The sequence below is a fragment of the Acinetobacter sp. 797_lipA genome (genome assembly GCF_058243025.1).
This window is the reverse complement of record NZ_JBZAYQ010000001.1, coordinates 90,861-116,893: the sequence shown is the minus strand read 5'-3', so window position 1 is coordinate 116,893 and position 26,033 is coordinate 90,861. Positions and strand designations below refer to the sequence as shown.

At 43.9% G+C, this 26,033-nt stretch carries 22 protein-coding genes and 1 pseudogene; 11 read left to right on the top strand and 12 right to left on the bottom strand.

Annotation, left to right across the window (positions count from 1 at the left end):
- Positions 1–86: 86 nt before the first annotated feature.
- The gene (gene parE / locus AC4CU2_RS00515) at positions 87–1,967 is read right to left on the bottom strand and encodes a DNA topoisomerase IV subunit B (protein ID WP_004978337.1); all 1,881 of its coding nucleotides are present in this window, start codon (positions 1,965–1,967) and stop codon (positions 87–89) included.
- A gap of 14 nt (positions 1,968–1,981) precedes the next feature.
- Positions 1,982–2,557, bottom strand: coding sequence for a YqiA/YcfP family alpha/beta fold hydrolase (locus AC4CU2_RS00510; RefSeq protein WP_201706918.1), 576 nt, complete (start codon positions 2,555–2,557; stop codon positions 1,982–1,984).
- A 240-nt stretch (positions 2,558–2,797) separates the two neighbouring features.
- On the opposite strand from AC4CU2_RS00510, the gene AC4CU2_RS00505 reads away from it, so the two are divergent.
- Entirely contained in the window at positions 2,798–4,129 is a 1,332-nt protein-coding gene (locus AC4CU2_RS00505; RefSeq protein ID WP_078388291.1) for a PGAP1-like alpha/beta domain-containing protein, read from the top strand.
- Positions 4,130–4,185: 56 nt separating this feature from the next.
- Here the strand turns inward: AC4CU2_RS00505 and AC4CU2_RS00500 are convergent, their stop codons facing one another.
- Together AC4CU2_RS00500 and gshA are read right to left on the bottom strand one after the other, a co-directional pair.
- A complete protein-coding gene (locus AC4CU2_RS00500) occupies positions 4,186–4,701 on the bottom strand; it encodes a disulfide bond formation protein B (protein WP_058870537.1) in 516 nt (171 codons plus the stop codon).
- Between the two features lie 19 nt (positions 4,702–4,720).
- Entirely contained in the window at positions 4,721–6,298 is a 1,578-nt protein-coding gene (gene gshA / locus AC4CU2_RS00495) for a glutamate--cysteine ligase (RefSeq protein ID WP_004691780.1), read from the bottom strand.
- A gap of 225 nt (positions 6,299–6,523) precedes the next feature.
- Between gshA and AC4CU2_RS00490 the strand changes: the two are divergent.
- The 5 genes and pseudogenes from AC4CU2_RS00490 to AC4CU2_RS00470 all read left to right on the top strand — a co-directional run bounded on the left by AC4CU2_RS00490 (position 6,524) and on the right by AC4CU2_RS00470 (position 11,752).
- Positions 6,524–7,058 (top strand): annotated as a pseudogene (locus AC4CU2_RS00490) (DUF924 family protein).
- Positions 7,059–7,096: 38 nt separating this feature from the next.
- Positions 7,097–7,666, top strand: coding sequence for a CC0125/CC1285 family lipoprotein (locus AC4CU2_RS00485; protein ID WP_279691142.1), 570 nt, complete (start codon positions 7,097–7,099; stop codon positions 7,664–7,666).
- A gap of 16 nt (positions 7,667–7,682) precedes the next feature.
- The gene (locus tag AC4CU2_RS00480; protein WP_395474985.1) at positions 7,683–8,990 is read left to right on the top strand and encodes a DUF445 domain-containing protein; all 1,308 of its coding nucleotides are present in this window, start codon (positions 7,683–7,685) and stop codon (positions 8,988–8,990) included.
- A 112-nt stretch (positions 8,991–9,102) separates the two neighbouring features.
- Positions 9,103–10,260 (top strand): methionine aminotransferase, encoded by a 1,158-nt coding sequence (locus AC4CU2_RS00475; protein WP_279663624.1) that lies wholly within the window; start codon positions 9,103–9,105, stop codon positions 10,258–10,260.
- A 124-nt stretch (positions 10,261–10,384) separates the two neighbouring features.
- Positions 10,385–11,752: an MATE family efflux transporter gene (locus AC4CU2_RS00470; protein ID WP_395474984.1), complete on the top strand. Its 1,368-nt coding sequence runs from the start codon at positions 10,385–10,387 to the stop codon at positions 11,750–11,752.
- 99 nt (positions 11,753–11,851) lie between these two features.
- On the opposite strand, the gene AC4CU2_RS00465 is transcribed toward AC4CU2_RS00470, so the two are convergent.
- Positions 11,852–12,691, bottom strand: a complete 840-nt coding sequence (locus tag AC4CU2_RS00465) for an SDR family NAD(P)-dependent oxidoreductase (RefSeq protein WP_005401472.1) — start codon at positions 12,689–12,691, stop codon at positions 11,852–11,854.
- Positions 12,692–12,894: 203 nt separating this feature from the next.
- Here AC4CU2_RS00465 and AC4CU2_RS00460 point away from each other — a divergent pair, with 203 nt between their 5' ends.
- The 3 genes from AC4CU2_RS00460 (at position 12,895) to phoR (ending at position 15,886) form a co-directional block, all read left to right on the top strand.
- Entirely contained in the window at positions 12,895–13,593 is a 699-nt protein-coding gene (locus AC4CU2_RS00460) for a TetR/AcrR family transcriptional regulator (RefSeq protein WP_062031860.1), read from the top strand.
- Between the two features lie 214 nt (positions 13,594–13,807).
- A complete protein-coding gene (gene phoB / locus AC4CU2_RS00455; protein WP_004691794.1) occupies positions 13,808–14,518 on the top strand; it encodes a phosphate regulon transcriptional regulator PhoB in 711 nt (236 codons plus the stop codon).
- A 9-nt stretch (positions 14,519–14,527) separates the two neighbouring features.
- A complete protein-coding gene (gene phoR, locus AC4CU2_RS00450; protein ID WP_004691795.1) occupies positions 14,528–15,886 on the top strand; it encodes a phosphate regulon sensor histidine kinase PhoR in 1,359 nt (452 codons plus the stop codon).
- A gap of 95 nt (positions 15,887–15,981) precedes the next feature.
- On the opposite strand, the gene asd is transcribed toward phoR, so the two are convergent.
- The 3 genes from asd to pncB form a co-directional block, all read right to left on the bottom strand.
- Positions 15,982–16,833 (bottom strand): archaetidylserine decarboxylase, encoded by an 852-nt coding sequence (asd, locus tag AC4CU2_RS00445; RefSeq protein WP_234963304.1) that lies wholly within the window; start codon positions 16,831–16,833, stop codon positions 15,982–15,984.
- On the bottom strand, positions 16,830–17,678 hold the full coding sequence (locus AC4CU2_RS00440) for a sulfurtransferase (RefSeq protein WP_184117891.1): 849 nt from the start codon (positions 17,676–17,678) through the stop codon (positions 16,830–16,832). The genes asd and AC4CU2_RS00440 overlap by 4 nt, the downstream gene beginning before the upstream one ends.
- Before the next feature lie 163 nt (positions 17,679–17,841).
- Positions 17,842–19,053 (bottom strand): nicotinate phosphoribosyltransferase, encoded by a 1,212-nt coding sequence (gene pncB, locus AC4CU2_RS00435; RefSeq protein ID WP_184117890.1) that lies wholly within the window; start codon positions 19,051–19,053, stop codon positions 17,842–17,844.
- Positions 19,054–19,353: 300 nt separating this feature from the next.
- On the opposite strand from pncB, the gene dtd reads away from it, so the two are divergent.
- Positions 19,354–19,794: a D-aminoacyl-tRNA deacylase gene (gene dtd / locus AC4CU2_RS00430; RefSeq protein ID WP_148825294.1), complete on the top strand. Its 441-nt coding sequence runs from the start codon at positions 19,354–19,356 to the stop codon at positions 19,792–19,794.
- A 104-nt stretch (positions 19,795–19,898) separates the two neighbouring features.
- On the opposite strand, the gene AC4CU2_RS00425 is transcribed toward dtd, so the two are convergent.
- From AC4CU2_RS00425 to serB, 3 genes are all read right to left on the bottom strand, one after another.
- Positions 19,899–20,378 carry an SCP2 sterol-binding domain-containing protein gene (locus AC4CU2_RS00425; RefSeq protein WP_004691804.1) on the bottom strand — a complete coding sequence of 160 codons (480 nt, stop codon included), beginning with the start codon at positions 20,376–20,378 and terminating at the stop codon, positions 19,899–19,901.
- A gap of 150 nt (positions 20,379–20,528) precedes the next feature.
- A complete protein-coding gene (gene aciT, locus AC4CU2_RS00420; RefSeq protein ID WP_004691806.1) occupies positions 20,529–20,864 on the bottom strand; it encodes a ciprofloxacin tolerance protein AciT in 336 nt (111 codons plus the stop codon).
- Between the two features lie 410 nt (positions 20,865–21,274).
- Positions 21,275–22,495, bottom strand: a complete 1,221-nt coding sequence (gene serB / locus AC4CU2_RS00415) for a phosphoserine phosphatase SerB (protein WP_005401465.1) — start codon at positions 22,493–22,495, stop codon at positions 21,275–21,277.
- A gap of 77 nt (positions 22,496–22,572) precedes the next feature.
- On the opposite strand from serB, the gene AC4CU2_RS00410 reads away from it, so the two are divergent.
- A complete protein-coding gene (locus AC4CU2_RS00410; RefSeq protein ID WP_078425126.1) occupies positions 22,573–23,826 on the top strand; it encodes a hypothetical protein in 1,254 nt (417 codons plus the stop codon).
- A gap of 54 nt (positions 23,827–23,880) precedes the next feature.
- Here AC4CU2_RS00410 and ppk1 read toward each other — a convergent pair whose 3' ends face one another.
- Entirely contained in the window at positions 23,881–25,944 is a 2,064-nt protein-coding gene (gene ppk1, locus AC4CU2_RS00405) for a polyphosphate kinase 1 (protein ID WP_438330917.1), read from the bottom strand.
- Positions 25,945–26,033 lie beyond the last annotated feature (89 nt).

The window sequence follows — 26,033 nt, the reverse complement described above, 5'->3', positions numbered from 1 at the left end:
TCAAATTATAAGCTTTTTTATAAGTTTATCCTACATAATTTATAGACTATTCCTACAATTTTATAAACTTATCCTACAATCTACACTTAAACCACTAACTCGGCCAAGTTACCTTTCTGCTCTAACCATTCTTTACGGTCACTGGAGCGTTTTTTTGCCAGTAATTTGTCCAATAAACCTGCGGTAAAATGACTGTCATCCAAGTCTAACTGCACCAAACGGCGTGTATTTGGATCCAGCGTGGTTTCACGCAGTTGGCTGGCATTCATTTCACCCAAACCTTTAAATCGAGTAATTTGCGGGTTCTTGGTTTTGCATTTTTTCAACATGCTTTCAAGCTCGTCATCGTCCAAGGCATAGTGCACATCTTTTGCATCATCAATTCGATACAGCGGTGGCATCGCCACATACAGATGTCCCTCTTCAACCAAGATCGGAAAATGTTTCACAAACAAAGCACACAGCAGCGTCGCAATGTGTAGACCATCCGAGTCAGCATCGGCCAAGATACAGATCTTGCCATAACGTAATTCGGATAAATCATCCGACCCCGGATCGACCCCGATCGCAATGGCAATGTTATGCACTTCTTGCGAAGCCAAGACTTCATCAGAAGAGACTTCCCACGTATTTAAGATTTTTCCACGGATAGGCATGATCGCTTGGAAGTTTTTATCACGCGCCTGCTTGGCTGAACCACCCGCAGAATCCCCTTCCACAATGAACAGTTCAGACTCTTCTAAGGTATGCCCAACGCAGTCTGACAGTTTTCCGGGCAAAGTTGGCCCTGCCACAATTTTCTTACGTTCGACCTTTTTCGCAGCTTTCAGACGACGACCTGCTTTTGAGATCGCCATTTCCGCCAACTGCATAGCAATATCGGAATTTTGGTTCAACCACAGTGCAAAAGCATCTTTGGCAATGTTTTGAACAATGCCCGATGCTTCACGGCTGGATAAACGCTCTTTGGTTTGGCCTGAAAACTGTGGCTCTTGGAACTTCAACGATAAAATATAGTTCACGCCATCCCAAACGTCTTCAGCCGACAGCTTCATATTGCGTGGCAGCAAGTTACGCAGTTCACAAAACTCACGCATCGCATCGGTCACACCTGAGCGTAGACCATTCACATGGGTGCCGCCCTGTGCCGTTGGAATCAAGTTCACATAACTTTCTTGAACCAATTCGCCGCCATCGACATTCCAACAAATGGCAAATTCAGCACTGGCACGCTCAGCATCTCCTGTTGCCACAAAGGCTGGATGAGGCAGAATCTCACGATCCTCAATTTCATCCATCAAATAATCGACGAGGCCATTTTCAAACTGCCAAACGATTTTTTCGTCATTGATTTGGTCGACATAATTGATTTGCAAACCGGCAGCCAAAACAGCTTTGGCTTTTAAGTTGTGCTTCAGCGCTTTCAGGGCAAATTTCGGTGAATCAAAATATTTAGCTTCAGGCCAAAAGTGAACGGTGGTTCCTGTCGCACGCTTCGGAGCTTTACCTTCTAATACCACCAAGGGCGCAGTCGGTTCACCGTGCTCAAAGGCCATTTGGTAGAGGTTGCCTTGACGCTGAACTTCTACTTCGACTCGGCTAGATAAAGCATTCACCACGGAAATGCCTACGCCATGCAAACCACCTGAAAACTGGTAGTTGTCGGTACTGAATTTACCACCTGCATGCAGCTTGGTCAGGATGATCTCGATCCCGCTTTGACCATATTCGGGGTGAATATCGACAGGCATGCCACGACCATTGTCTTCGACTGAGAGTGAACCATCTTTATAAACGGTGACGGTAATTTTGTTGGCATGACCGGCCAGTGCCTCATCGACTGCATTATCAATAACCTCTTGCGCCAAATGGTTTGGGCGTGTGGTATCGGTATACATGCCGGGACGACGACGTACCGGATCTAAACCAGATAATACTTCAAGCGATTGAGCCGTATATTGAGACACGTTGTACTGTTTCCTTATTTTAAGCAGTCCGATAAAAACTGTAATGCCATCGGTATTTTGTCTGCGAAATCTTCCATCGCATGATTGCCTTGCGTTTCCGAGATCACGAGCGCTGCGCCATTATAATAGCGCTGTGCTTCACGATAATCCAAAACTTCATCGCCTTGTTGCAATAACACTAAAATTTTGTCTGCATCTTGCACAAATGGCAGTTCAATCTGTTCTAAATAGTCCAATTGCGCATCATCGAGCGTCCAATGTTCATTGACTCTATAGGGCAGTTGCGTCGCACCAAATAGATCTCGGAACAAATGCCATGGTTGCATAGCCGGATTGATCAGCACAGCCGGTACTGCCAACTTCGCGACCAGTTGTGTCGCATAAAATCCACCTAAACTACTGCCCACCAGCACTACCTGATCCAACTCCTGAATCAAGGCGGCCAATTTTTCTAAGGCCAAATGTGGCGGCATGTTCAAGTCTGGCAAATGCACGTTCCAGTGTGGACGAGATTCGCAATAGCGTTTCAGCAATTGACCTTTAATCGATAAAGAACTGCTTTGAAAGCCATGTAAATAAATAATATTCATGCTGTACATTTACTCTTCTACATCATTTTTATTGAACTCAAAAGAGGTGGCATCAGCCGACTGTATTATTTTGTATGGATATAAAAATTGTCAGACAAAAAAATAAGGTCATCTGTGTATTCATCGCTATTGTAAAAGTTGTTCGAGATGAATTAGATAAGCTAGAGTGCTAAGAATTTATACCGTGATCGTTGAAAAAAATAAAGTCCCTTTGGACACAGAAACACAAGGGTAGAAAAAATGCCAAGTTTAACGCCTCTGCACGAGACCTATTGTAAATGGGATCGTACTCCTCCCAGCCAAGCCGACCTGCTTGAAGGGATTGCTCAGTTGGTGACAACCCGCTTAGGCGATGTCGTCCACGATTTAATTCAGGCCATTCAACGAGAAATTTTAATCAGTATATTTGGGATGAATGAAACCAGTTCCAAGAAGTTTCTGTCGACACGGTCAATTGAAGAAATTTACCAGTTTTCCTTCAATACCTTGCAAAACTACGGTAGCTATTTATTGGCGCCAAGTTTGCGTCATATCATTGAAAAATTTCCAAATTTGCATCGCAAACCCTTAACCCCAACCATGCATTATTTAGTTGGTGCAATCAACGGCGTTTTGGGCGACTATTTACTGAAATATCACAACCCTGTGGCGCTACCGATGGTGTTTTATGATCATTACGGTGCTATCCAGCAAGGCGAGTTGTCTGGTCGCGTGGTGATTATGGTCCACGGTCTATGCATGAACCATTTGTACTGGAGCACGGCGCGTTATGGCGGTATAGGGGAAAAACTGCTGGCGCAACGTGCACAAAATACCATGCTATATCTCAACTACAACACGGGTCGTCGTATTTCAGCCAATGGGCGTAGCTTTGCCAACTCACTACAAGATTTACTCAACCGCAACCCACGGATTAGCTCGATTGATCTGATTGGGCACAGTATGGGCGGACTGGTTTCGCGCAGTGCGCTGTTCTACGGCAAACAAAATATGCAAAGCTGGATTCATGTGGTGGAAAACATGGTCTGTATTGGTTCTCCGCATCATGGTGCGGCTTTAGAACGTTTTGGCTTTCATTTGCAGGACAAATTGGGACGTTTCCCTTTTGTCAAAATTATTGGGCATATCGTCAACATTCGCAGCAACGGTATTTTAGACTTACGTCATGGCAGTGTGCGGGACGATGACTGGGAACATAATGAAGCGCGTATTGGTCATGTTGATGACAACCGTAAACCTGCTCCATTGCCCTCCCATATCAATACCTTCTTGGTGGCAGGTACCATTGAGTTTGAACATCGAAAATATCGTGCGCTCAATGTGATTGGGGATTATTTGGTCAGTGTGAAAAGTGCCTTAGGCGAGCATATGAATCCACGCTTTCAACTGAAAGTCCCCGATTCACATAAAGCCATTTTCTATGGCTTAAACCATTTTGAGCTACACACCCATGCCAGTGTTGCCGAACAAATCGTCAATTGGTTCTATCCAAATCCAACTGAAACGGAATATGGTCAAGTGCATGAATATATGATCGGGTTGGATGACTTAGAGGGCATTGCGCTCACCTAGGCCCCCTCATTCACCTCATAAAAAAGCCAACATCACGTTGGCTTTTTTTATCTTTATTATTTTTTCTTCGCGTGGCTTGGATATTTACGCAACAATTGCCACAGACTAATCAACGCCAGTGCCACAAAAAACACCAAAGACCACACAGGTAAAGACTGACCCAAGAAAGTCCAGTCTACCAGTGCACATTCACCTGAACCTGTTAAGACTTGCTCAAACACAGCACGCAGCGGCAACGTGTCTAACCAATAATCCAAGCCTGGGCCACAGCTCGGCACTTGATCAGGCGGTAAGCTCTGTAACCAAACGTGACGTGCTGCCACACCAGCCGACCATAAGATCGAGAGGCTGCCTAAAAATGCATAAAAGCGTTTAAAACCATTCGATGCTGGGTTATGCAAAAAGGCAATCAGCGAAATAATCCCCAGTCCAATCAGTCCCACACGTTGGAACACACAGAGTGGACATGGGTTTAACTGTAGCGGGCCATGCTCTAAATACAAGGCAAAGGCCATCCCGATGATACTGGCTAAAACCAAAACACCACTCACGAAGCGATAACTCCATTGCATGGTCAATCCTCTTAATTTTTTATCTAAATTGTGCAAGATACTGTTCAAAACTCAGTTGACTGTCTTGCTCTAATTGCTGTTGTTGTTGCAGTGATTGCGTAGCTAAATCGTCAAAATAAGCCCATGTCTCTGCACTCAACTGATGACGCTCATAACTCGATGCATGTTGTGCGGCCATTTGGCTACCAAAGCCCCATGTCCCACCCGCTTCCAGAGTATCTTCGATCATCTGCGCCGACAAAGTATCATCAACTTCAGCGACTCTCTGTTGCATGACTGTCATCGCTTTGCTATAGAGTGTGGTGCCATAGCACTGATCTAACAACACAACCAGTTCTTGCATCGCCTCTAAATGAGACTGACTCCATGCTTCAATTGGGAACGATTGCTCACCCACAGTAATTGCAGCATTCGGTGCACGACCACGATTGACCACTTCCGCTTGGTTTTTCTCGATTTGATCTTGCTCTGCAGGTAATAAATCTGGGCTATCCAGCAGTAAGCAATACAGCGCCAGCACTTCTAAGAAACCTGCGGTATCTTCATTGATCCCAATTGGGCTATACGGATTCACATCCACCGCACGTAGTTCCACATAACCGACACCACGATTGCTCAGCGCTTGTGATGGTGTTTCCCCTGCTTGCGGCACTTGCTTTGGCCGCACCAAACTGTAGTACTCATTTTCAATTTGTAGGACATGATCATTAATTTGAATCGGTTCGCCCTGCGCATCGTTGAGGCCTAAGCGACTAAACGGCGCATAAGCCGTTTTGACTGCTTTTTGTAGGCCTTCGAGATAACCGTCGATATTGTTGTAATGAATCCCGAGCTGCTTTTGTGCTGAGTTTTGATAACCAAAACGTCCCATTCGCAAAGCAGTTGCATACGGTAAATACAAGGTCCCGCGCAGCAATGGCAACAGATGATGTTCACGCCCTGTCATAAAACACTGGCAGACCGATGGACTTGCCCCGACCAAGAACATGACCAACGGTGTAAGGCGAATAAAGTTGCGGATCAAACCAAAATAGCGGTGACTACGATAGTCTTGTGCAGATAAAGCTTTTAGTGCCTCATCTGTTTCGTGTTGTTGTAATTGTTCAAACAGTTGATCAGGAAAAGATAAGTTATAGTGTAAACCTGAAATGGTTTGCATACGACGACCATAACGTACCCCTAAACCATGGCGGTACAAGGTCTTGAACTTCCCAATATTTGAGCTGCCATATTGGGCTAAACGGATTTTATCGTCATTGTCATCCAACATACATGGCATCGACAGCGGCCAGAGCTTTTCACCATGTTCCAAATGACGATGCGCCACGCTATGAATGTCTTTTAAATAATGCAACGCCTCGGTAATGCTAGGCTGGGGCGGTGTAATAAATTCTAATAAAGCTTCCGAATAATCCGTCGTGATATGTGGATGAGTCAGCGCAGAACCCAAAGCTTGAGGGTGGTCGGCTTGTGATAAAAAACCATCACTTTGCATGCGCAGACTTTCACGCTCAATCCCGCGTAACATCCCTTGCAAAAGTGATGAATTGACCCAAGTCGGTAACACAGCTGTAGATTTAGATGCGGGTTGACCCATTACAATCTCACTTTTTGGAAGAAACAATTACAACGACGAATAAAATAAAATCATCAGTTTATATCAGTATAACGTGATTTTAATTCGGCACATTACACCCAGTCCTATTTTCAAGTAAACCATCTGTTCTATTTTTTCGGAAAATATTTATCACAAAGTTACGCTATTAGACATGTCAAAAGTGTGATTGTATTGAAGAATAAATGCTAAAGAATTGTAAACTTTATGAATTATCAAGAAATTTTAGATTTTTGGTTCGATCCCAAAAACCAAAGCTGGTGGTTTAGCCAAAATGATGCGTTCGATGCACTCATCGAAGAAAAATTTAAGACAATTCATCAACAAGCGGCGCATGCTGAGCTATGGTCTTGGCGCAGTAGTGCTGAGGGGCGTTTGGCTGAAATTATTGTGCTCGACCAACTGTCGAGAAACCTGTATCGCAACAGTTCTTTGGTCTTTGCTCAGGACGCTTTGGCCTTGGCTTTGGCACAAGAAGCCATCACGCTAAAACTGGATGCAGCACTGCCACCCACGTAGTTTTTTATATATGCCCTTTATGCATAGTGAATCGAAACTTATTCATCAATATGCTTTAAAATTATTCGAAGACTTAGGCAATCCGATTAACCTCGATTTTGAACAGCGTCACAAAGAGATTATCGATCGTTTTGGACGCTATCCACATCGGAACCAAGTCCTTGGCCGCAACTCAAGCCAAGAAGAATTGGATTTTTTGACTCAGCCCAACAGCCATTTTTAACTGTTCGGCTTCTCCCTCTGTGCTAAGGAGTCTATCTCATGAAGAAAATTTTAATCGCCTGTGCACTGGCGACGGGTCTGAGTTTAGTAGGCTGTGCCTCTACCCCCTCAAAGCCCTTAACCTTCGACCAGTTAGGTCGGTTTAGTAATACGCCTTTAAACACTTCGACTTATCGCATCAGCTTCCAAGCGCGTCCAAATATGAGCTATGGCACGGCTGAAGAAATTACCTTGGTCAAAGCCGCGCAAACTACGGTGCAAAATGGTTATCGCTTCTTTAAAGTGCTGAATGACCCAAGCAACCAAAACCAACCCCCAAGGCAGGCCGTGGTGTATTCAAACCCAATGCCTTACTACCCATATGGTTATTATTCTCGCCATCCAGCCTTTTGGCCTGATCCGTTCTACGATGTACCACGTGTAGTCGACATTGACCCCGTACAAGTGTCATACAGCATTCAATGCTTTAAAGACCAAAAATCTGCACCAAGCGATGCCTTTGATGCCACGCTGATTTTAAAATCGCTGGGTGGAAAATACGGTTTGAGCCCAACTGGTGAAGTGCTCCCACCGCCTGAACCTGGCAGCCCCGCGTCGACCAGTAAATAAAGCATAGAGCCTGCCTATGAATGAACCTCAAGCCGTCCCATCGAGTCTGAAACGCAGCAAACGTTTTGCCACCATTGCCCTAATCACGGCAGTGGTGACATGGCTGCTGCTGATGGTCGTGGCCAAGTTTGTCCCCACAGACAAGGTTTGGATCATTCATATTTTAATGTTATCCGCAGAAGCAGGTGTGGTCGGTGGCTTGGCTGACTGGTATGCCATTACTGTGCTGTTCCGTAATCCCTTTGGAAAAATGCCGATTCCAAAGTTTTTACGCGATCACACCGAAATTATTCCTCGTAACAAAGACCGTATTGCAGAGTCTATGGGCCGCTTTGTACAAGAGAACTTTCTTTCTCCACAAGTGGTGGAAAAAAGCCTGCAAAGCACCGACCTGTCTTTGGCCGTTGGCCAATGGCTTGCCAACCCACAAAACAATCTGCAAGTCACCCAAGTCATTCAACAAACTGTGCCTAAAGTCTTTGAGTTTGTGGGCCAAGAACAAATCGGACGCTTTATTCAAAGTAACAGCGTGCAGTGGGTGCGTAACACTCAGGTCAATCATTTGGCCAGTGAAATGCTGCGTGCAGTGCTGGAAAATGATTTCCATCAAGATGTATTACAACGCGGACTCGACTTGGCACATGACTGGATGACCCAACATCCTGAACAAAGTCGTGAGTTGACCCGAACCTTGTTCAAAGAACTCGGGGTTTGGAAACTGGCCAAAGGGGCCAGTTGGATTGGCATCGATGTGCAGCAAAGAACCATCGACTCACTCATTCAACGAGTCGAATCGATGTTGGCCGATCCTGAGCATCCATGGCGTCAAAAGATTGAAGCAATAGGACACGCGCTTATGCTCGAACTGGCAGACAGCGACAGTAGGGCCAGTCAGCGTTTAAACCAGACCAAAGACGCCCTGCTAGATAGCCCACAAGTGCTGAATTTTATTAGCGGTGCAGTGGTCATTTTATGTGATGCCATTAAACAAGACTTGCAAAAACCAGACTCTGGTATTGCTCACAACATCCGTGTATCCATTCAACAAATCGGGGAAAACATCATCTCCAATCAAGCCGTCAGAGACTTGCTTAATCAACGCCTCAGCGGCATTGCGGTCAATCTCAGTGACCAATATAGTGAAAAAGTCATTCGTTTTATCAGTGAACGTATTCACGAATGGGACTCCAGTGTGATGATTGACAAGATCGAAAATGAAGTCGGTGGCGACTTGCATATGATTCGGGTCAATGGCGTCGTAGTCGGTGCATTTATTGGCTTAGCACTGGGGATTATTCGCGCGGCAGTTGAACAGCTCTTATAAAAGCAATCCACAAAAATGCATGCTTCACCCCTGCCCTACATGCAAAATTTGCATAAGTAAAAGGGGATGAATATGCTATTTTGGGCTGATATTTAGACACTTTTAAGCATTCATGATTCAGTTGCCTTCATCTAAACTGCCTGCACAAGGCGTCACTATTTTCAGCACTATGACTGCCATGGCACAGCGCTTAAATGCACTAAATCTATCCCAAGGTTTTCCAGACTTCGAAGCTCCTGCTGAACTGCTGGATGCTTTAGCACAGGCCACTCAAAGTGGTTTCAATCAGTATGCTCCAGGCGATGGAGTCTGGTTATTACGCGAGCAACTGGCGCAGCAATTTGCACACCGCGATCAGATTCAGCTCGACCCGATGACTGAAATCACCATCACTCCGGGCGCAACCATTGGCCTTTTTGCCACCATTCAAGCCGTAGTCCATGCGGATGATGAAGTCATCATTTTTGACCCCAGTTATGACAGCTATGCGCCAAGTGTGGCTTTGGTTGGGGGCAAAGCCATTCATATTGCGCTCCACCCCCCACATTTTTCGGTCGATTGGGAGCAGGTCAAATCAGCCATCACTGCCAAAACCAAACTGATCATTATCAACACACCACATAACCCAAGTGGTGCCATTTGGAGTAAGCAAGATTGGTTGATGCTGATTGAACTGATTTGCGACACCAATATTTTAGTCCTGTCCGATGAAGTCTATGAACATCTGGTATTTGATGGTCAACGTCACTATTCGGCGCTGTCTTTTCCTGAACTGCGTGAGCGTAGTGTAGTGGTGGGGTCCTTTGGCAAAACCTTTCATGTGACCGGTTGGAAAACCGGCTACTGCGTTGCTACACCTGCGCTGATGCAACTGTTCCGTCAGGTCTATCAGTTTGCCAACTTCTGCGGAGTCACCCCAGTACAACTGGCGTTAGCCAATTATATGCAGCAACATCCTGAGCATATTCAAAACTTAGCGGGCTTTTATCAAGCAAAACGCGATCGTTTTATTGAGGGTTTAACCGGTTCACGCTTTCAATGGCTGCCTTCGCAAGGCACTTACTTTCAAAATGTCGACTACAGCCACATTCGTCCCGATTTAAACGATGTTGAATTTTGCCGCTTTCTGGCAGAGCAGCATGGCATTGTTGGCATTCCTGTTTCCGTGTTTTATCAGCAGGCACCAGAGGCTTTGCGCATGATTCGTTTTTGCTTTGCCAAGACCGATCAAACCTTGGCTCAGGCAGCTGAAATTTTGCAAAGCGTTTAAACCTTTTTCAGCTTTACTTTTGCACAAGAACAGGCTTCGCTTACTGAAATACATCGGCTTTTCAGCACCGAACTATGCTAGGGTAAGCCTTAGAAATGTAATAAAAATAACCTCAGGATGACTTATGTCAGCACACCCCCCATTGGTGCAACAACAAAAGCTATGGAAAGCCTTTTTTATTTTCCTGATGCCTTTGATTGCCACCAATATTCTGCAAAATCTGTCGGGTACAATTAATACCATCTTTGTCGGACAGATGATGGGTGTGCAGGCGATTGCAGCGGTTGCAGTGTTCTTCCCCATCCTATTTTGCTTAATGGCCTTCGTAATTGGGCTATCTGCGGGTTCTACCGTCTTGGTTGGTCAAGCATGGGGCGCACAGAATATTGAAAAAGTCCGTGCGGTAGTCGGCTCCACTATTTTTATGACCCTCATTGGTGGCAGTTTTATTGCATTTTTAGGGGTGATTTTTGCGCGACCAATTTTATCGGCTTTGGGTATCGATGAAGATGTTATGCATCTCTCGCTACCTTATGTGCAATGGATGTTGGCAGGTAGTCCCCTACTGTTTGTATATATTATTTATACCTCAATTTTACGCGGTGTCGGAGACAGCACGACACCTCTGATTGCTTCTGGCATGACCATCTTGATTGGGCTTTGTGTCACGCCAGTTCTGATTGCGGGTTATTTTGGCTTTCCCAAACTGGGGATTGTTGCACCTGCCATTGCGACCATTTTAGGCTTTGTTTCTGTGCTGACCTTTTTGTATTTCTATTTGAACTATAAACAGCACCCACTCAGGCTTGATGCACAACTGCTACGTCATATTCGCTTTGACCGCCAGCTGAGTAAAATCATTCTCCGCTTAGGGGTTCCAACAGGCGTTCAAATGATCACCACCTCGGTTGCGGGTCTTGTGATTGTGGGCCTAGTCAACCGCCATGGGGCCGATGCGACCGCAGCCTATGGTGCGGTCAATCAGGTTCTGAATTATATTCAATTCCCCGCCCTGTCGATTGCCATTGCTGCATCGATTTTTGGTGCACAAGCCATTGGCGCAGGCAAGTCCGAGTTATTGGCCAAAGTCACACGTACCGCGCTCGGCATGAACATTATCATTACGGGCTCTTTGGTGGTTTTGGCCTACCTCTTCTCCAAATACCTCATGGCACTTTTTATCACGGACCATGCAGTCGTTGAGTTAGGGCAACAGCTGTTGTTTATTGTTCTGTGGTCCATTTTATTCTTTGGTGCAAGTGCCATTTTTGCCTCCATTATGCGGGCCAGCGGTACAGTCACCATGCCCATGATCATCAATATCATTGCGATTATTGCGATTGAAGTGCCCTGTGCCTACTTATTTAGTGAATGGTGGGGACTGCAAGGGATTTGGTATGCTTATGCGCTAGCCTTTGTCAGCTTATGCATTATGCAGGGGCTTTATTATCAATTTGTTTGGAAGAAAAAGACCATTGAAACGCTCATTTAAAGTTAAACGGATATTTAATAAAACAGTTTTTTGATCATGACACTCTTTAAAATAAAGTATAAAAAAACCCGCCAAAGCGGGTTTTTTTACATCACAACATTAAGACTTTCTTTGGCTTAATTTGGTCGCAAAAGCCGTCACTTTTTGGTAGCCCGTCGGTAAGATACGCTGAATCAAATCTAGCGTTTTCGCATCATTACCAATCAATAAACGACGCTTGTCTTTTTGTACCGCCTCTAAAATTTGACGTGCCGCTTCTTCGGGTGGACAGCGTAATAATTTATTAAAGGTCTGCGCAGATTTCTCAGGGTTCATCCCGATGCTACGCAAGCTGTCATTCACTTTGGCAGCATTGGCAATATTGGTTCGAATCCCACCCGGATGCACGCACAACGCGCTCACGCCAGAGTTTTCCATATCTAACTCTTGGCGTAATGACTCGGTAAAGCCACGCACCGCAAACTTAGTGGCATTGTAAGCAGACTGAGTCGGTTGAGCGGTTAGGCCAAATAAGCTGGAAATATTGATGATATGCCCATCGCCTGTTTTCTTAATATAAGGCAAAAACTCTTTGGTGCCATAGACCACACCCCAGAAATTAATCCCCACGATCCATTCCAGCTCTTCATAGGATGCACCTTCTACGGTTGAACCCAAAGCAACGCCAGCATTATTAAAAATCATATTTACAGAACCATGATTTTGTACAGTTTCTTCAGCCCACGCTTGCATCGCTAAACGGTCTGAGACGTCTAATTTTTTCGTGGTGACGCGTACATTGCTGCCTTGTAGCAGTTCAACTGTTTTCGCTAAACCTTGCTCATTGACATCACTCAATGACACATGACAGCCCGCCTTGGCCAATAAAAGTGCCAATTGTTGGCCAATACCCGACCCAGCGCCTGTAATGGCTGCAACTTTATTTTTAAAATTCTTCATGAGATTGTGGTTGTCCTTTATCTTTGTACATCGACTGTAGATACTTTTTTTATAATTGACAATATCAATTGTCATAAATTTAATAGCCAAAAGTGTCAAGTCCATGAAAACCAGATAGTGATTAAAGCCTACGCATAGGTAGAGTCATGGTTTATTGCTAAACTATACAAAACCTTGGCTTTAAAATAGGGCGATGAAATCTGATGACGGCATCTGAACCAGTACAAAAAAACAGCGACAACAATAAAATTAAAGAAAGACAATTCAAAGGCTTATCGCTTTCTGAACGTAAACAGCTGCGTCGTGAAAAACTCATTGAAGCAGGAATTGAAGCCTACGGCACTCACGGCTTTTTTGCCGTGACGGTGAAAGATATTTGTAATGAAGCCAAACTTACTGAACGTTATTTTTATGAATCGTTTAAAAAAAGTGAGCAACTGTTTCAAACTATTTTTTTAAAGCTGATTGATGAGTTACAGCACAATGTCATGCAAGCCATTATGCAAGCCTCTTCAGATCCACACAAAATGATTGATGCTGGACTGCGTGCCCTGCTCACCACCTTAAAAGATAATCCCCGCATGGCGCGTATTATTTATATCGATGCAATGTTGGTCCAAGAATTACATAACCAAGCCACCATTCATGAAACCATGACCCGTTTTGACCGAATGATTCAGGCCTTTGTGATGCTAATGATGCCGCAAATTAACCGGTCCGAACGAGAAATTTCGCTGGTCGCCACAGGTCTCAATGGCTATGTCACACAAATTGCGATCCGTTGGGTGGTTAGTGGGTTTAAACAATCCTTTGAAGAAGTTTTATCCTCCAGCCGTATTGTGTTTATTTCACTCCTAGAAACCTTTTCAGACCCGAATACACGGGCAAAATTGGATGTCTAAGACTTTTCATTTGGATGCAATCGGCATTTCCGAATGCAATTTAGATTAAACTTCCATTAATTTTGAATCCCAATATGACGATTTTTTGTCACATTTTTTTGCAAATTTCATCAATCGTCTGTTTTTTGCAATGATACTGTCATAATTAATCTTTGTAATAAGCCTGTCATAAAATTAAAACGGCCTGCCGTTACCTACAATAGGATATTGCGTTGTGAAAGATGACTACATTTTAATCGTCGATGATGAACTTCCCATTCGAGAAATGATTCACACCTCGTTGGATATGGCAGGCTTTCAATGCTTACAAGCAGAAGATGCAAAACAAGCCCACCAAATGATTGTGGATCAGCGCCCTGCTTTGATCTTGCTCGACTGGATGATGCCTGGTGGCGTCAGTGGCGTAGACTTATGTCGCCGTCTCAAGCGCGATGAAAATCTCTCTGAAATTCCAGTCATTATGCTCACGGCACGTGGTGAAGAAGACCATAAAGTACAAGGTCTGGACGCTGGTGCAGATGACTACATGACTAAACCGTTTTCGACCCGTGAATTGGTTTCACGCATTAAAGCCGTTTTACGCCGCGCTAATGCGCTCAGCGGTGAAAAATCGATTGATGCCAATGGCTTAATCTTAGACCCTGTCAGCCAACGGGTCAGCTTTGGCAATAATTTCCTCGACATGGGACCAACCGAGTATCGTTTACTGGCCTTCTTCATGACTCATCCTGAGCGTGCCTACACCCGTGCACAACTTCTTGACCAAGTCTGGGGTGGAAACGTGTATATTGAAGACCGTACCATCGACGTGCATATTCGCCGTTTACGTAAAGTGCTTGAGCCTTATGCGGCAGATCGCTTTGTGCAAACAGTTCGCGGTACAGGCTATCGATTCTCTACACGTGCGGATATCGCCCTAGGTTAATTTTGTTTTATGTATGAACCCTACCCGGTCCCTGAACTTGCGCGCGAGCATAAAAAAACGCGATACAGCAGTTTATGGGGCTTTGCCAAACAGGACTTACGTCTCCTTGCCTTTTTCTTGCTGATTGCAAGCTTGATTGGTTTTGGCGTTGGTTATTTTTGGACGTGTATCTCCTTTGCCTTTGCCGTTTTTTTCATTCTGCAAATGCGCTCTTTGTATTTGGTCAATGACTGGATTTCCAATCGTCCCTACGAAGTTCCACCCAACCTTGGGGGCATTTGGGGGGCATTATTGTTCAATGTTTATCGTGCACAGCGCCAAGAACGGATTGTACAAGCGGAAATGGTCGGGTTGATTGATCGGGCACAGTCATCATTGGTCGCTTTGCAAGAAGCCGTGGTGCTGATCGATGACATGCAACAAATTGAATGGTGGAACCCTGCCGCAGAACGATTATTAGGCATCGAACAAAATGACCGTGGCCGTAATATTTTGACTTTATTACGCCAACCGAGTTTTGTGGATTATTACAATAATATTGATGCGGCACCAGATGGCTTAAAAATGAAGTCATCCAGTTTTGATGAACATTATGTTCAAGTCAAAATGACCCGATTTGGGGGTGAAAGTCGCTTACTAGTCGCCTATGACGTGACCCGTATGCATAATCTCGAACAAATGCGTAAAGACTTTGTCGATAACATTTCACATGAACTACGCACACCGCTCACAGTACTCAGTGGTTATATTGAAACCTTTACCGACCAAGAAGATCTCAACCCACGTTGGAAGCGGGCCTTTGACCAAATGCAGGCACAGGCCAAACGCATGAATGCCTTGGTGAATGATTTGCTATTACTGTCACGCCTAGAAAATGACAAGCAAATTGCTAAAAATCAAATCATTGATATGCCTAGCTTAATGAACCAACTTTATGACGATGCGCATGCCTATAATATTGATTATGGGCATACGCTCAATCTCGATATCGACAGTCACTGCGACTTAATCGGTTCAGATATGGAGTTAGCCAGCGCTTTTAGTAATCTGATTACCAATGCCATCAAATACACGCCGAAAGGTGGAACGGTGACCATGGGTTGGCATGACAATGGTGAACAGGCTTATTTTACTGTGGAAGATACTGGTATAGGCATTGATCCTAAGCACCTGCCCCGTTTAACCGAACGCTTCTACCGTGTTGACAGCGCGCGCAGTCGACAAACGGGTGGCACAGGCTTAGGACTCGCAATTGTGAAACACGTATTAATGCAGCACCAAGCACATTTAGAAATTGAATCCAAAGAAAATCAAGGCTCTATTTTTAAAGTGATTTTCCCCAAAGAACGCACCTATAATCCTGAATAAACCTTTCTTCAAAAGCATGAAAAAAGCACCGATATCGGTGCTTTTTTGTCTCTCACCGTCCCTTTAACAAGGACGGTGACCGAGAGCTGAAACGATTAAACTGTATGTCCCATCACTTCACCCATCACCACAGTCGAGTTGGCTTTAAAGGCTGCATCCCACGTCATTTTGTCTTTTTCAAACAGTACCACAGCGGTTGAGCCTAAGTAAAAGCGACCCAGTTCAGCTCCTTTGTCCAAGAATAAATTATGCTGATTTAATTCTAAACGGCCAGTAGGCTTCACTTTTCCTGTTGCAACAGTTTCAATCCCCGCCACAATCATGGCGCCAACGAGAACTACGGCCATACGGCCGATTTCTGTATCAAATAAACAGACCATACGTTCATTTCGGGCAAACAAGCCTGGAATGTTTTCAGCAGTGGTTTGATTGACAGAGAACAATTCACCCGGCACATATAAGGTTTCCGTCAATGTGCCTGCAAATGGCATATGCACACGGTGATAATCTTTAGGCGATAAATACACCGTTGCAAACTGACCATTTTTAAACGGTTCAGCCAACTGCGGATCTGCAATTAAGTTATCAACGGTGAATTTTTGCCCTTTGGCTTGGAAAATATCACCTTCCACAATTGGACCCAACTGTGAAATCGCACCATCCGCAGGCGATACAATACTGGTCGCATCGGTATCAATATCACGTACACCCTCTTTTAATGCACGGGTAAAGAATTCATTAAAGGACTTAAACTTCAGTGCATTGCTCTGCTCAGCAATCGACATATCAATGCCATACTGCGCTTTAAACGCAGTGATGACCGCATTTTTCACAATCGGATTTTCGCTGGCTGCGACTCTGCCCACGACACGTGATAACTGATGTTGGGGTACAACACGTTGAGCTTGAATGAAAATTTGTTTTTTTAAGCGTGATGTGAGGCTCAAGACGGCATCTCTCCGGTAATGATAGGACTGTCGAGGCGGTTGCCCCATTCACTCCACGCACCGTCATACGCCTGAATATTCCAACCCAATAAACGACCTAAAATATAAGCCAGTCCTGAACGGTGATGTGACTGACAGTACACCACCACAGGTTCATTTAAGTTAAAACCCAATTGTTCTAAGCGTTGCTGCGTGCGTTCTAAAGGGTGCAATCTTAAATGATTTTCACGGTTAAGGGCAGTACTCCATTCAAAATGTAGTGCATTTGGAATGTGACCGCCGCGTCGCGCTGCAAGACGCAGGCCGGTATATTCGTCTTCTGTGCGGCAGTCCCAGAGTTGGACTTGGCTGCTTTGAACTTTCTCTAATAACTCAGCATATTCAATTCGATACTGCTGTATTTTGGCTTGATCGACCTGTACTAAAGCACTGACAGGTTCAAACTGTTCCACTTCAGAAGTGGTTGGAAGTCCTGCTGCAAGCCATGCATGAATTCCACCATTCAGCAGACTGGTATTTTCAAAACCTAAGCAGTGTAAATTCCAAATCAAACGCCCCGCCCAAGCGCCACCTTCATCATCGTAAACCACCACATGATGCTCGGGTGAAATATTCAGATAACGAATCAGTTCCTGTAAACCTTCTACATCGGGAAGTAATCCCGTAGCTTGTTCATCTTGGCGCACCAAAAATTTCGGCTTTAAATGCAAAGCATGTGGAATATGCAATTGGTCATAGACTGAAGCACGGCTTAAATCGACGATGCGTAATTTGTCATTCCCTAAATGCGGAATCAACTGCTCTGTGTCTATCAACAAGCCAAAATCAAAGGCAGAATGTGTCATATTATTTCGTATGTTTTCAGATCATGCTTTGATCTTAGCACAACTCATTTTTACAATTATTCTGATTTTTTGCATTCTTTTAGCAGAATTATAGATATCACTATTCGCCAGTTTTTGAATACAACAATGCCAGAATGGATTCTGGCATGGTATATATTCTGGATTAATTGGTTTCTGCTTCAGCAATCTCAAAAACCTGACGTAAATACGCCAAAAAGGTATCGTTATCGGTCATGGTTTTACCCGGACTGTCTGAGATTTTCGCAACCGACTGGCCATTACATTCGACCAGTTTGAGCACAATATTTAATGGTGTTTGTCCCATATCATTGGTCAAATTGGTACCAATTCCGAAACTGACTTGGAAACGGTCTTTGAAATAGTTGTGCAGATCCCATGCTTTCTCTAAATTGAGTCCATCACTAAACGTTAGCATTTTGGTTTTACTGTCAATTTTCAACTTTTTATAGTGAGCATAGGCTTTATCGCCCCATTCATACGGGTCGCCACTGTCATGGCGTAAGCCATCGAACAATTTGGCAAAGTACAAGTCAAAATCACGCAGGAATGCATCCATCCCCACCACATCCGTCAAAGCAATACCTAAATCACCACGGTACTCTTGTACCCAGGTTTCCAGTGCTGATTTTTGGAAATTACGTAAACGTACATCCAACGCTTGGAATGCTTGTAGGAATTCATGTGCCATGGTCCCAATCGGGGTCAGACCCAATTGCTTTGCAATTAAGACATTGCTGGTGCCACGGAAAATATGCGGTGCAGCTTGATTAAACACTTCAATCACATGTTTTTGCCACGCCAAACTATAGCGACGCCGTGTACCAAAATCAGAAACTAAAAATGGGGGATCATTTGGCGTTTGCGATGTTTCATAGTGTTTTAATAAGGCCACTTTAGCCTGTAGTCGACGTTCACCTTCAGCCATCACCTCATCAGTTCGAATACGGCTGAAATACAACTCGTTGACGATGGCAAGCACAAAGATTTCAAACATCATGGCTTGAACCATCGGCCCTTCAATTCGAATGTCTAAACGGCCTTGGTGATCGATACTGGCCACAATAAAACGGCGTTTGAGCTGAAACAACTCTAAATAATCGACAAAATCACTTTTGATAAAGCGCAAACCACGCAGGTATTGCAGCTCATCGTCTTGAAAACGTAATTGGCAGAGCAAATCTAATTGGTGATTTAAATCATCAAGAATGTCGACCAAAGGATAGACCGTGTCATCCAAATTGCGACAACGGAACTGGTACACACTATGCGCTTGGGGAAACTTATGCAGGACCACCTGTAGCATCGTAAATTTGTACAGATCAGTATCTAATAAGGATTGGATGATGGCAGACATATCATTTTCGGTTTTTAGCAACTTATTGCATTAAAGCACATTTTTTTAAACTGCATAGCCATGTTTTGGTAATTCGCTCTTGCTATTCGACCAATTACTCGATAGATCCTTGTTTCTCTTGATTCAGAATCCAACTGTTGCTGTCTTTGCTGTTATCGCTCTTAGCTTATGCTCTTTTCCTTAAACCTTGCAATGAATATCAACGCAATTGCCTTGTTTTTTCAATCGATATCTCTCCTGTGCGGCACTTGGTTTGCTACAATTTCAGTCTGCACAATCAAATAGTAGATAGAATCAGTCATGCGGGCCTTATTACAACGCGTTCTCGAAGCCAAAGTGGTGGTCGATGGTGAAACCACAGGCGAAATTCAACACGGTATCTTGGTTTTCTTAGGTCTTGGGAAAGAAGACACTTTAGACAAAGGCAAAAAAATGATCGATAAAATTTTAAAGTATCGTTTTTTTGACGACGAACAAGGCAAAATGGGCTGGAATGTCAGCCAAGCCGGTGGTGGGATTCTTCTAGTTTCTCAATTCACCTTAATGGCGCACACCCAAAAAGGTTTACGCCCTGACTTTGGACCAGCCATGTCACCAAATGATGCCCAAGCCTTATACGAACAACTGGTTGAATATGCCAAGACCCAGTTTGAGCATGTGCAAACCGGTATTTTTGCTGCCGACATGAAAGTACATTTGGTCAATGATGGACCCGTGACTTTCAATTTAGAAGTCGAATAAAAACACCATGCATAAAAAAGCCCTCGATAGAGGGCTTTTCGATTTCATCACTCTCAATCTGCCTTTTATAAAGGAGACGAAATCGAGACGTTTAAAAAATCTTTTTACTTACCTGTTTTTTCTTTTAAAAATGCGCGAGCGGCTTTAATTTTTGCTTTCACAGGCTTTGGTAGCTTGGGTGGAACCAATTTTGCAACTTGATTAAACCAAACCAAGAGACCAAAATCACCTTCCATTTTAATGCTGCCGTTTTGCATGCCCGTCATAAATGCGGTTGGGTCACCTTTGATTAAAGTTTTCACACCCTGCTCACTGTCCGCAAACTGTAAAATAAAATCGGCTTTTTCAGCATCACCTGAAACGGTATCAATCTGACCATTGTTCACAATAATTTGGCGTGCCATACCCAGATCCGTACCAATTTGAATACGGAACTGACGTTCATGAACTAATTCAATAAATTTTGGACTGGTACGCGCCAGCTGTTTCATACGAAGTGCCAAACCTGTAACCATTAAATCCAGCGGATCCGTGCTGACATCAACCAATGGAAGTTTAACCACAGGAATTGAAGATAGTTTCATGACATGAAAGCCTATTGTAATTGTTGATAAATTGACTGTTTTCAATGCTACCACAAGTTGCCATTTTTACCGCTAGGCTTTGTATAACAATCATGTAAGAACGTAAAAAAGATGCTCTAGGCATCTTCTTTTACGGTATGAGGTTATGACTTAGCGGCTAGAACACTGCTGTTGGTCATCTTCATATACAGGTGTATGTTCAATACAACGGCGCTGCGCCAGTGCACGTTCTGCGCGACGGTCTTCACGTAGAAGCAACATCGTCACAATAAGCATCGCTGAAGTTAAAGCAGTTAAGTAGCTATAAGTGATCGGCATTTCAAACACTGCTTGCACACCTAGGCGAATGACTTCCAAGATTCCCCAAAACACCATACCCGCCACCATAAAACTCAACCAGCGACGATAAGGCGAAAAGAAAACAGCAATTAACGCAGCGGCGACTAAACTTAAGCCAACGATGGTTGCTAAATTCGCTGTTACCATAAAAACCTCCGTCTAAGATAAATTCAGGCGACTGATACACTGTGCTGAACTCATCCCCGATACCGTTAAAAATTAATGGATTGTGTAGCTTTCAAACTCTATGCATGCATTATGAGCAGTTTTGAAAAGAAAAAAAGGCTTGTATTTTTAGAATGCGACATACCTTGTCGCCATATTATATTGTCATTACATTTTTTTAGATTTGAACTTTTCCAAAACAAAGACGCGCTCAGTCTTGGCGTGTCATTACAAAATAAAACCCGTATTTTCAGCGCTTAAAAATATTTTTTCCAATTCTGTTGATCGTTGTTTTTATCGACATTTTTCACTAACCGCTCATCGTTTTTCGCTTAAATTTGCAACAAAAAAACGCAGCTCAAAGGCTGCGTTTTTGATAACACCGAGATGCTTTAAGCACGATTTAGGTCTTTATCGTGCACACCCAATAAATACAACACCCCATCTAAGCCGACACTTGAAATGGCTTGATTGGCGTTTTGTCTCACCAGCGGTTTCGCACGGAAAGCGACACCTAAGCCAGCAATCGACAGCATCGGTAAATCATTCGCACCATCGCCCACCGCAATCGCTTGCTCAAGAGAAATGCCCATCTTATCGGCTAACTCACGTAATAATAATGCCTTACGCGCACCATCCACGATGTGACCTTTAACTTCGCCCGTCACCACGCCATTTTCAACGTCTAAGACATTGGCATGGACTTCATCAATACCAAGTTTGGCTTGTAGATACTCTGCAAAGTACTGAAAACCACCCGATAAGATAGCCGTGCGGTAGCCCAACGCTTTTAAAGTCGAAATTAAGCGTTCAGCACCTTCTGTAACGGTCAGACGTTCTGCAATTTTAGGTAGGACAGAGGCATCCATCCCTTTGAGCAGTGCGACACGTGCACGGAAGCTTTGCTGGAAATCTAGCTCACCCTGCATTGCACGTTCGGTGATTTCAGCGACTTGTGCGCCGACACCCGCTTCAATCGCCAACTCATCAATCACTTCTTGCTCGATTAAAGTCGAGTCCATGTCAAAACACACCAAACGGCGGTTACGACGGTAGGCATTGTCTTCTTGTACCGCTACATCGACATTTAGTTCATGTGACAAACGTAAACAAGCTGCACGCATGGCTGCGGCATCCAGCATTTGACCACTTAAACCGAATTGAACACAGGCGCGTTTCGGCCCATCGACTTCGCCATTTAAGACTGGACGACCAGACAGACGGGTCACGGTTTCGATGTTGAAACCTTGGTTGGACACAATATTTGTAACTGCTTGTAAGTGAGACGCTTCAAGCTCTGGCGCCAAAGCCGTGACGATATAACGCGTCCGTCCACCTTCACTCACCCACTGGTCATATTCAGTTGTAGTGATTGGTTTAAAACGTACAGTTAAACCAATATCATGTGCTAAAATTAGAATTTCCTTCATGGCCAAAGCTGTTGCAGTTTGGTCATCTGAAGAAATAACAATACCTAAGGTCAATTGGTTATGAATAACTGCTTGTCCGACATCTAAAATTTGTAATGAATGAGTGGACAATACCTGCATTAATCGAGTGAACTGATTAGGTTGGTCTGGTCCTAAAAATGAAATAAGAATGATTTCTCGCATGAATTGACTCGGGTCTGAGCTACGACTATTGTTAGAATCATAATCGAAATTGAATATATTTTCTTTGGAAGTTTACGTTGAATGCGCCTAGACAAGGGCTATTTGCTAGCCTATTAATTGTAAGTTTTGCTTTACATACCTTTTTATTGGTATTGGCAACGACTCATCAACTGAATGAAAACCGTGCCAACCAAGGCCAACTGATGACCTCTCAATTGGTCACAGACAGTCTTGCAGAGCTGGAGCCTGCCAACACGGTTTCCCTTGCGCTTTTGGTGGATCGCTATGCGACCAATCCAAGTGTAGCTTCCATTCGTATTTTGGATGCCAATAATCAAGTCTTGGCGACAGGTGGCCAAGTTCGAACACGTGATGGTGAAGTATTTGTCCGTGATGCGCTGCAAAATGAAAAGAAAGTGGGTAGCATTGAAATCACGCTCATTAAACCAAGTATGGGTGAGATTTTACGTACTCAGTGGTTAGCGATTTTATTGTCCTTAGCGATTCATGGTTTACTGTGGTTAGCTTATCGCGCCATTGCGCGCCCAAGCCGTACCGAATATTTGGCACGGATCAATAACGAATCCCGCTTAAAACACGAAATTCAAGTTTTAACCCAAACCCTTGAACAGGAAAAACACCATACCGCGGTCGCGATTGCTCAAGCACAACAACAAATCAAAACCAGTGCGAAGCCTAAAGAACAAAAACCCGTGATCGTGGACAATCATTCGGTTGCGCTCAATATTCAATTCTACGACCCGAAACAGTTGATGGACTCGGTGAATACAACCGTGTCTATTCCATACTTTAATTTGTGTCAGATTTTCCTCAATAAAAGTACAGAACTGTGTTTAAAACACTACAAACTCAACAGCTCGGACATCACTACAGTTCAATCCTTTAATGAGCATGGTGCCACCCTCAGCATGTCGACAGACACACCTAATGCAGTGCCATGTTTAATGATGGTCAGCAGTGTATTCCAACTGCTTTCTGAGGTTTTGTATAAACGTTACCGCGAAGAAAAGCGCTTTGTTTTGCAAACACGTTGTGGCATTTCAACTGCAGTCGATGCAATGCAACTGTCTGCGAATCAAGCTGCTGAGCGTTTGGTCCAACAGTTGTCTGCCAAAGAAAGTGCCGTACATTTAAGTAACGAATTATTGAAAGACATCTCTGAAAGTTACCAATTGGTAAATTTACCTAATCCAACCAATGTCTTGACCCGTCATGCCTTTATGGTCAATGGCATGGGTGCGGAGTCTGCAGAGTTGGCGCAAAGCTTAAGAACGGAAATTTTAAAAGCAAAACAATCTAAAGCCTCTTAATTAGGTTCAATCATAAAAAAGCCTGACGCATGTCAGGCTTTTTTATGACAACTGTTAAATTTTAAGTTGTTTCTGCGCAATCAAATGTTGCTGCGCACTATACCTTTGCTCTGGATCGGTACAAGCTACTTTAAGCCAATGACCATCAGCTTGTAGCTCCCAAGCATTCAAACAATCATTTAAGTAACTGATTAATCCGTCTTTATAAATCTGCTTTTTCAAAGCGCGATCTAATATTGGAAAGCAGGTTTCAACACGCGAAAATAAATTACGTCCCATCCAGTCTGCGCTGGCACAGTACAGCTTTTTCTCACCGCCATGCTCAAAACAATACACACGGGTATGTTCAAGAAAACGGCCCACAATCGAACGCACACGAATATTCTCAGACATGCCTTGGACCTGTGGAATCAAACAACAGATCGAACGGATAATCAGATCGACCTGTACCCCCGCTTGTGACGCACGATACAGTGCGGCAATTAACTGAGGTTCCGTTAAAGCATTGACTTTAATGATGATACGCGCCTTTTGACCGGCTTGCGCAAACTGAATTTCTTGCTCAATCAGTTTTAACAGTTCACTGTGTAACGTAAAAGGCGCATGTAACAACGCCTTCAACTTGGCCATTTTGCCCATTCCCGTTAGTTCTTGGAACATACGGTGTACATCTTCACAAATGTCAGGCTGTGTGGTCATCAGGCCATAATCGGTATACATACGGGCATTGCCCGCATGATAATTGCCTGTGCCCAGATGGGCATAGCGGATCAACTGGGCATTTTCACGGCGTACAATCAAAATCATTTTGGCATGGGTTTTATAACCGACAATGCCATACACCACCACCGCCCCAGCTTCTTGCAAAATATTGGCCACGGTAATGTTCGACTCTTCATCAAAACGCGCCCGTAACTCAATCACGGCTGTGACTTCCTTGCCATTTCGTGCTGCTTCTGCCAAGACCTGTACAATTTCAGAGTCAGGCCCACTGCGGTAAAGGGTTTGTTTAATTGCCAGTACATTCGGGTCTTTCGCTGCTTCTTTTAATAAACCAATCACAGGCTGAAAAGAATCAAAAGGATGATGCAATAACACATCCTGTGCTTTTAAGGTATCAAAGGTACTTTTTTGTTTACGCAAAACTTTGGGAATGACTGGGATAAAAACTGGATGCTTTAATTCAGGTCGGTCACAACTGGTACTGAGACGTGAAAGATTGATCGGCCCATCAATGCGATAAAGTTCCTGCTCAGTTAAATCAAACTCCTTGAGCAAATAATCAATCACCGCTTCGGGACAATCATCTTCGATTTCTAAACGCACCGCACGACCAAAACGGCGTGAAGACAGCTCATCTTTGAGTGCAACCGCCAAATCATCAACATCTTCCGACAAAATCAGATCAGCATTACGCGTCACACGAAAAGCATAACAACCCGTGGCTTTCATCCCTGGAAACAGATCACTGATGTGCTGCTGAATCATTGCGGTTAAAAAAATCTGCGTGTCGATATTGCCTGCCACGTTTTTCGGCATCTGAATTAAACGCGGTAATGAGCGCGGTGCAGGGACAATCGCCATCTCAATACTTCGTCCAAAAGCATCTTTACCTTGTAAACTCACAATGAAATTCAGACTTTTATTCACGAGGCGAGGAAAAGGATGTGACGGATCTAAGCTGATGGGGGTCAAAACGGGTTGAATTTCTTTGGCAAAATATTCTGCAATCCACGCTTTATGTTTTTCTAAAATATCTTGGAACTGGATGAACTGAATGCCTTGTGCTTGTAACTCAGGCAAAATCGAATGATTTAAAATTTCAAACTGTTTTTTGACGGCACGATGAATGGATTGGGACAGGTCTTCTAATATCACTTCAGTGGGAACAGCATCAGGGGTTCGTGCTATCACATTCATATCGCGTTGTTTCATCAAGCCCGCAATACGAATTTCAAAAAACTCATCTAAATTACGTGAAAAAATAATTAAAAAAGTTAAACGCTCCAGCACTGGCAAACTCGGATCTAATGCTTGTGCTAAAACTCGCTGATGAAACTCAAATAACGATAACTCTCGGTTAAAATACGTCGCCGATGAATGCTGAAAATTATCCATACCCTCTCAATGCTGTTTGCAACAGTCTGTTATGAAGTGTTTGGCAGGGATGTTAGGTAGTCTTTATGACAGTTTAGTTACAACCTCAT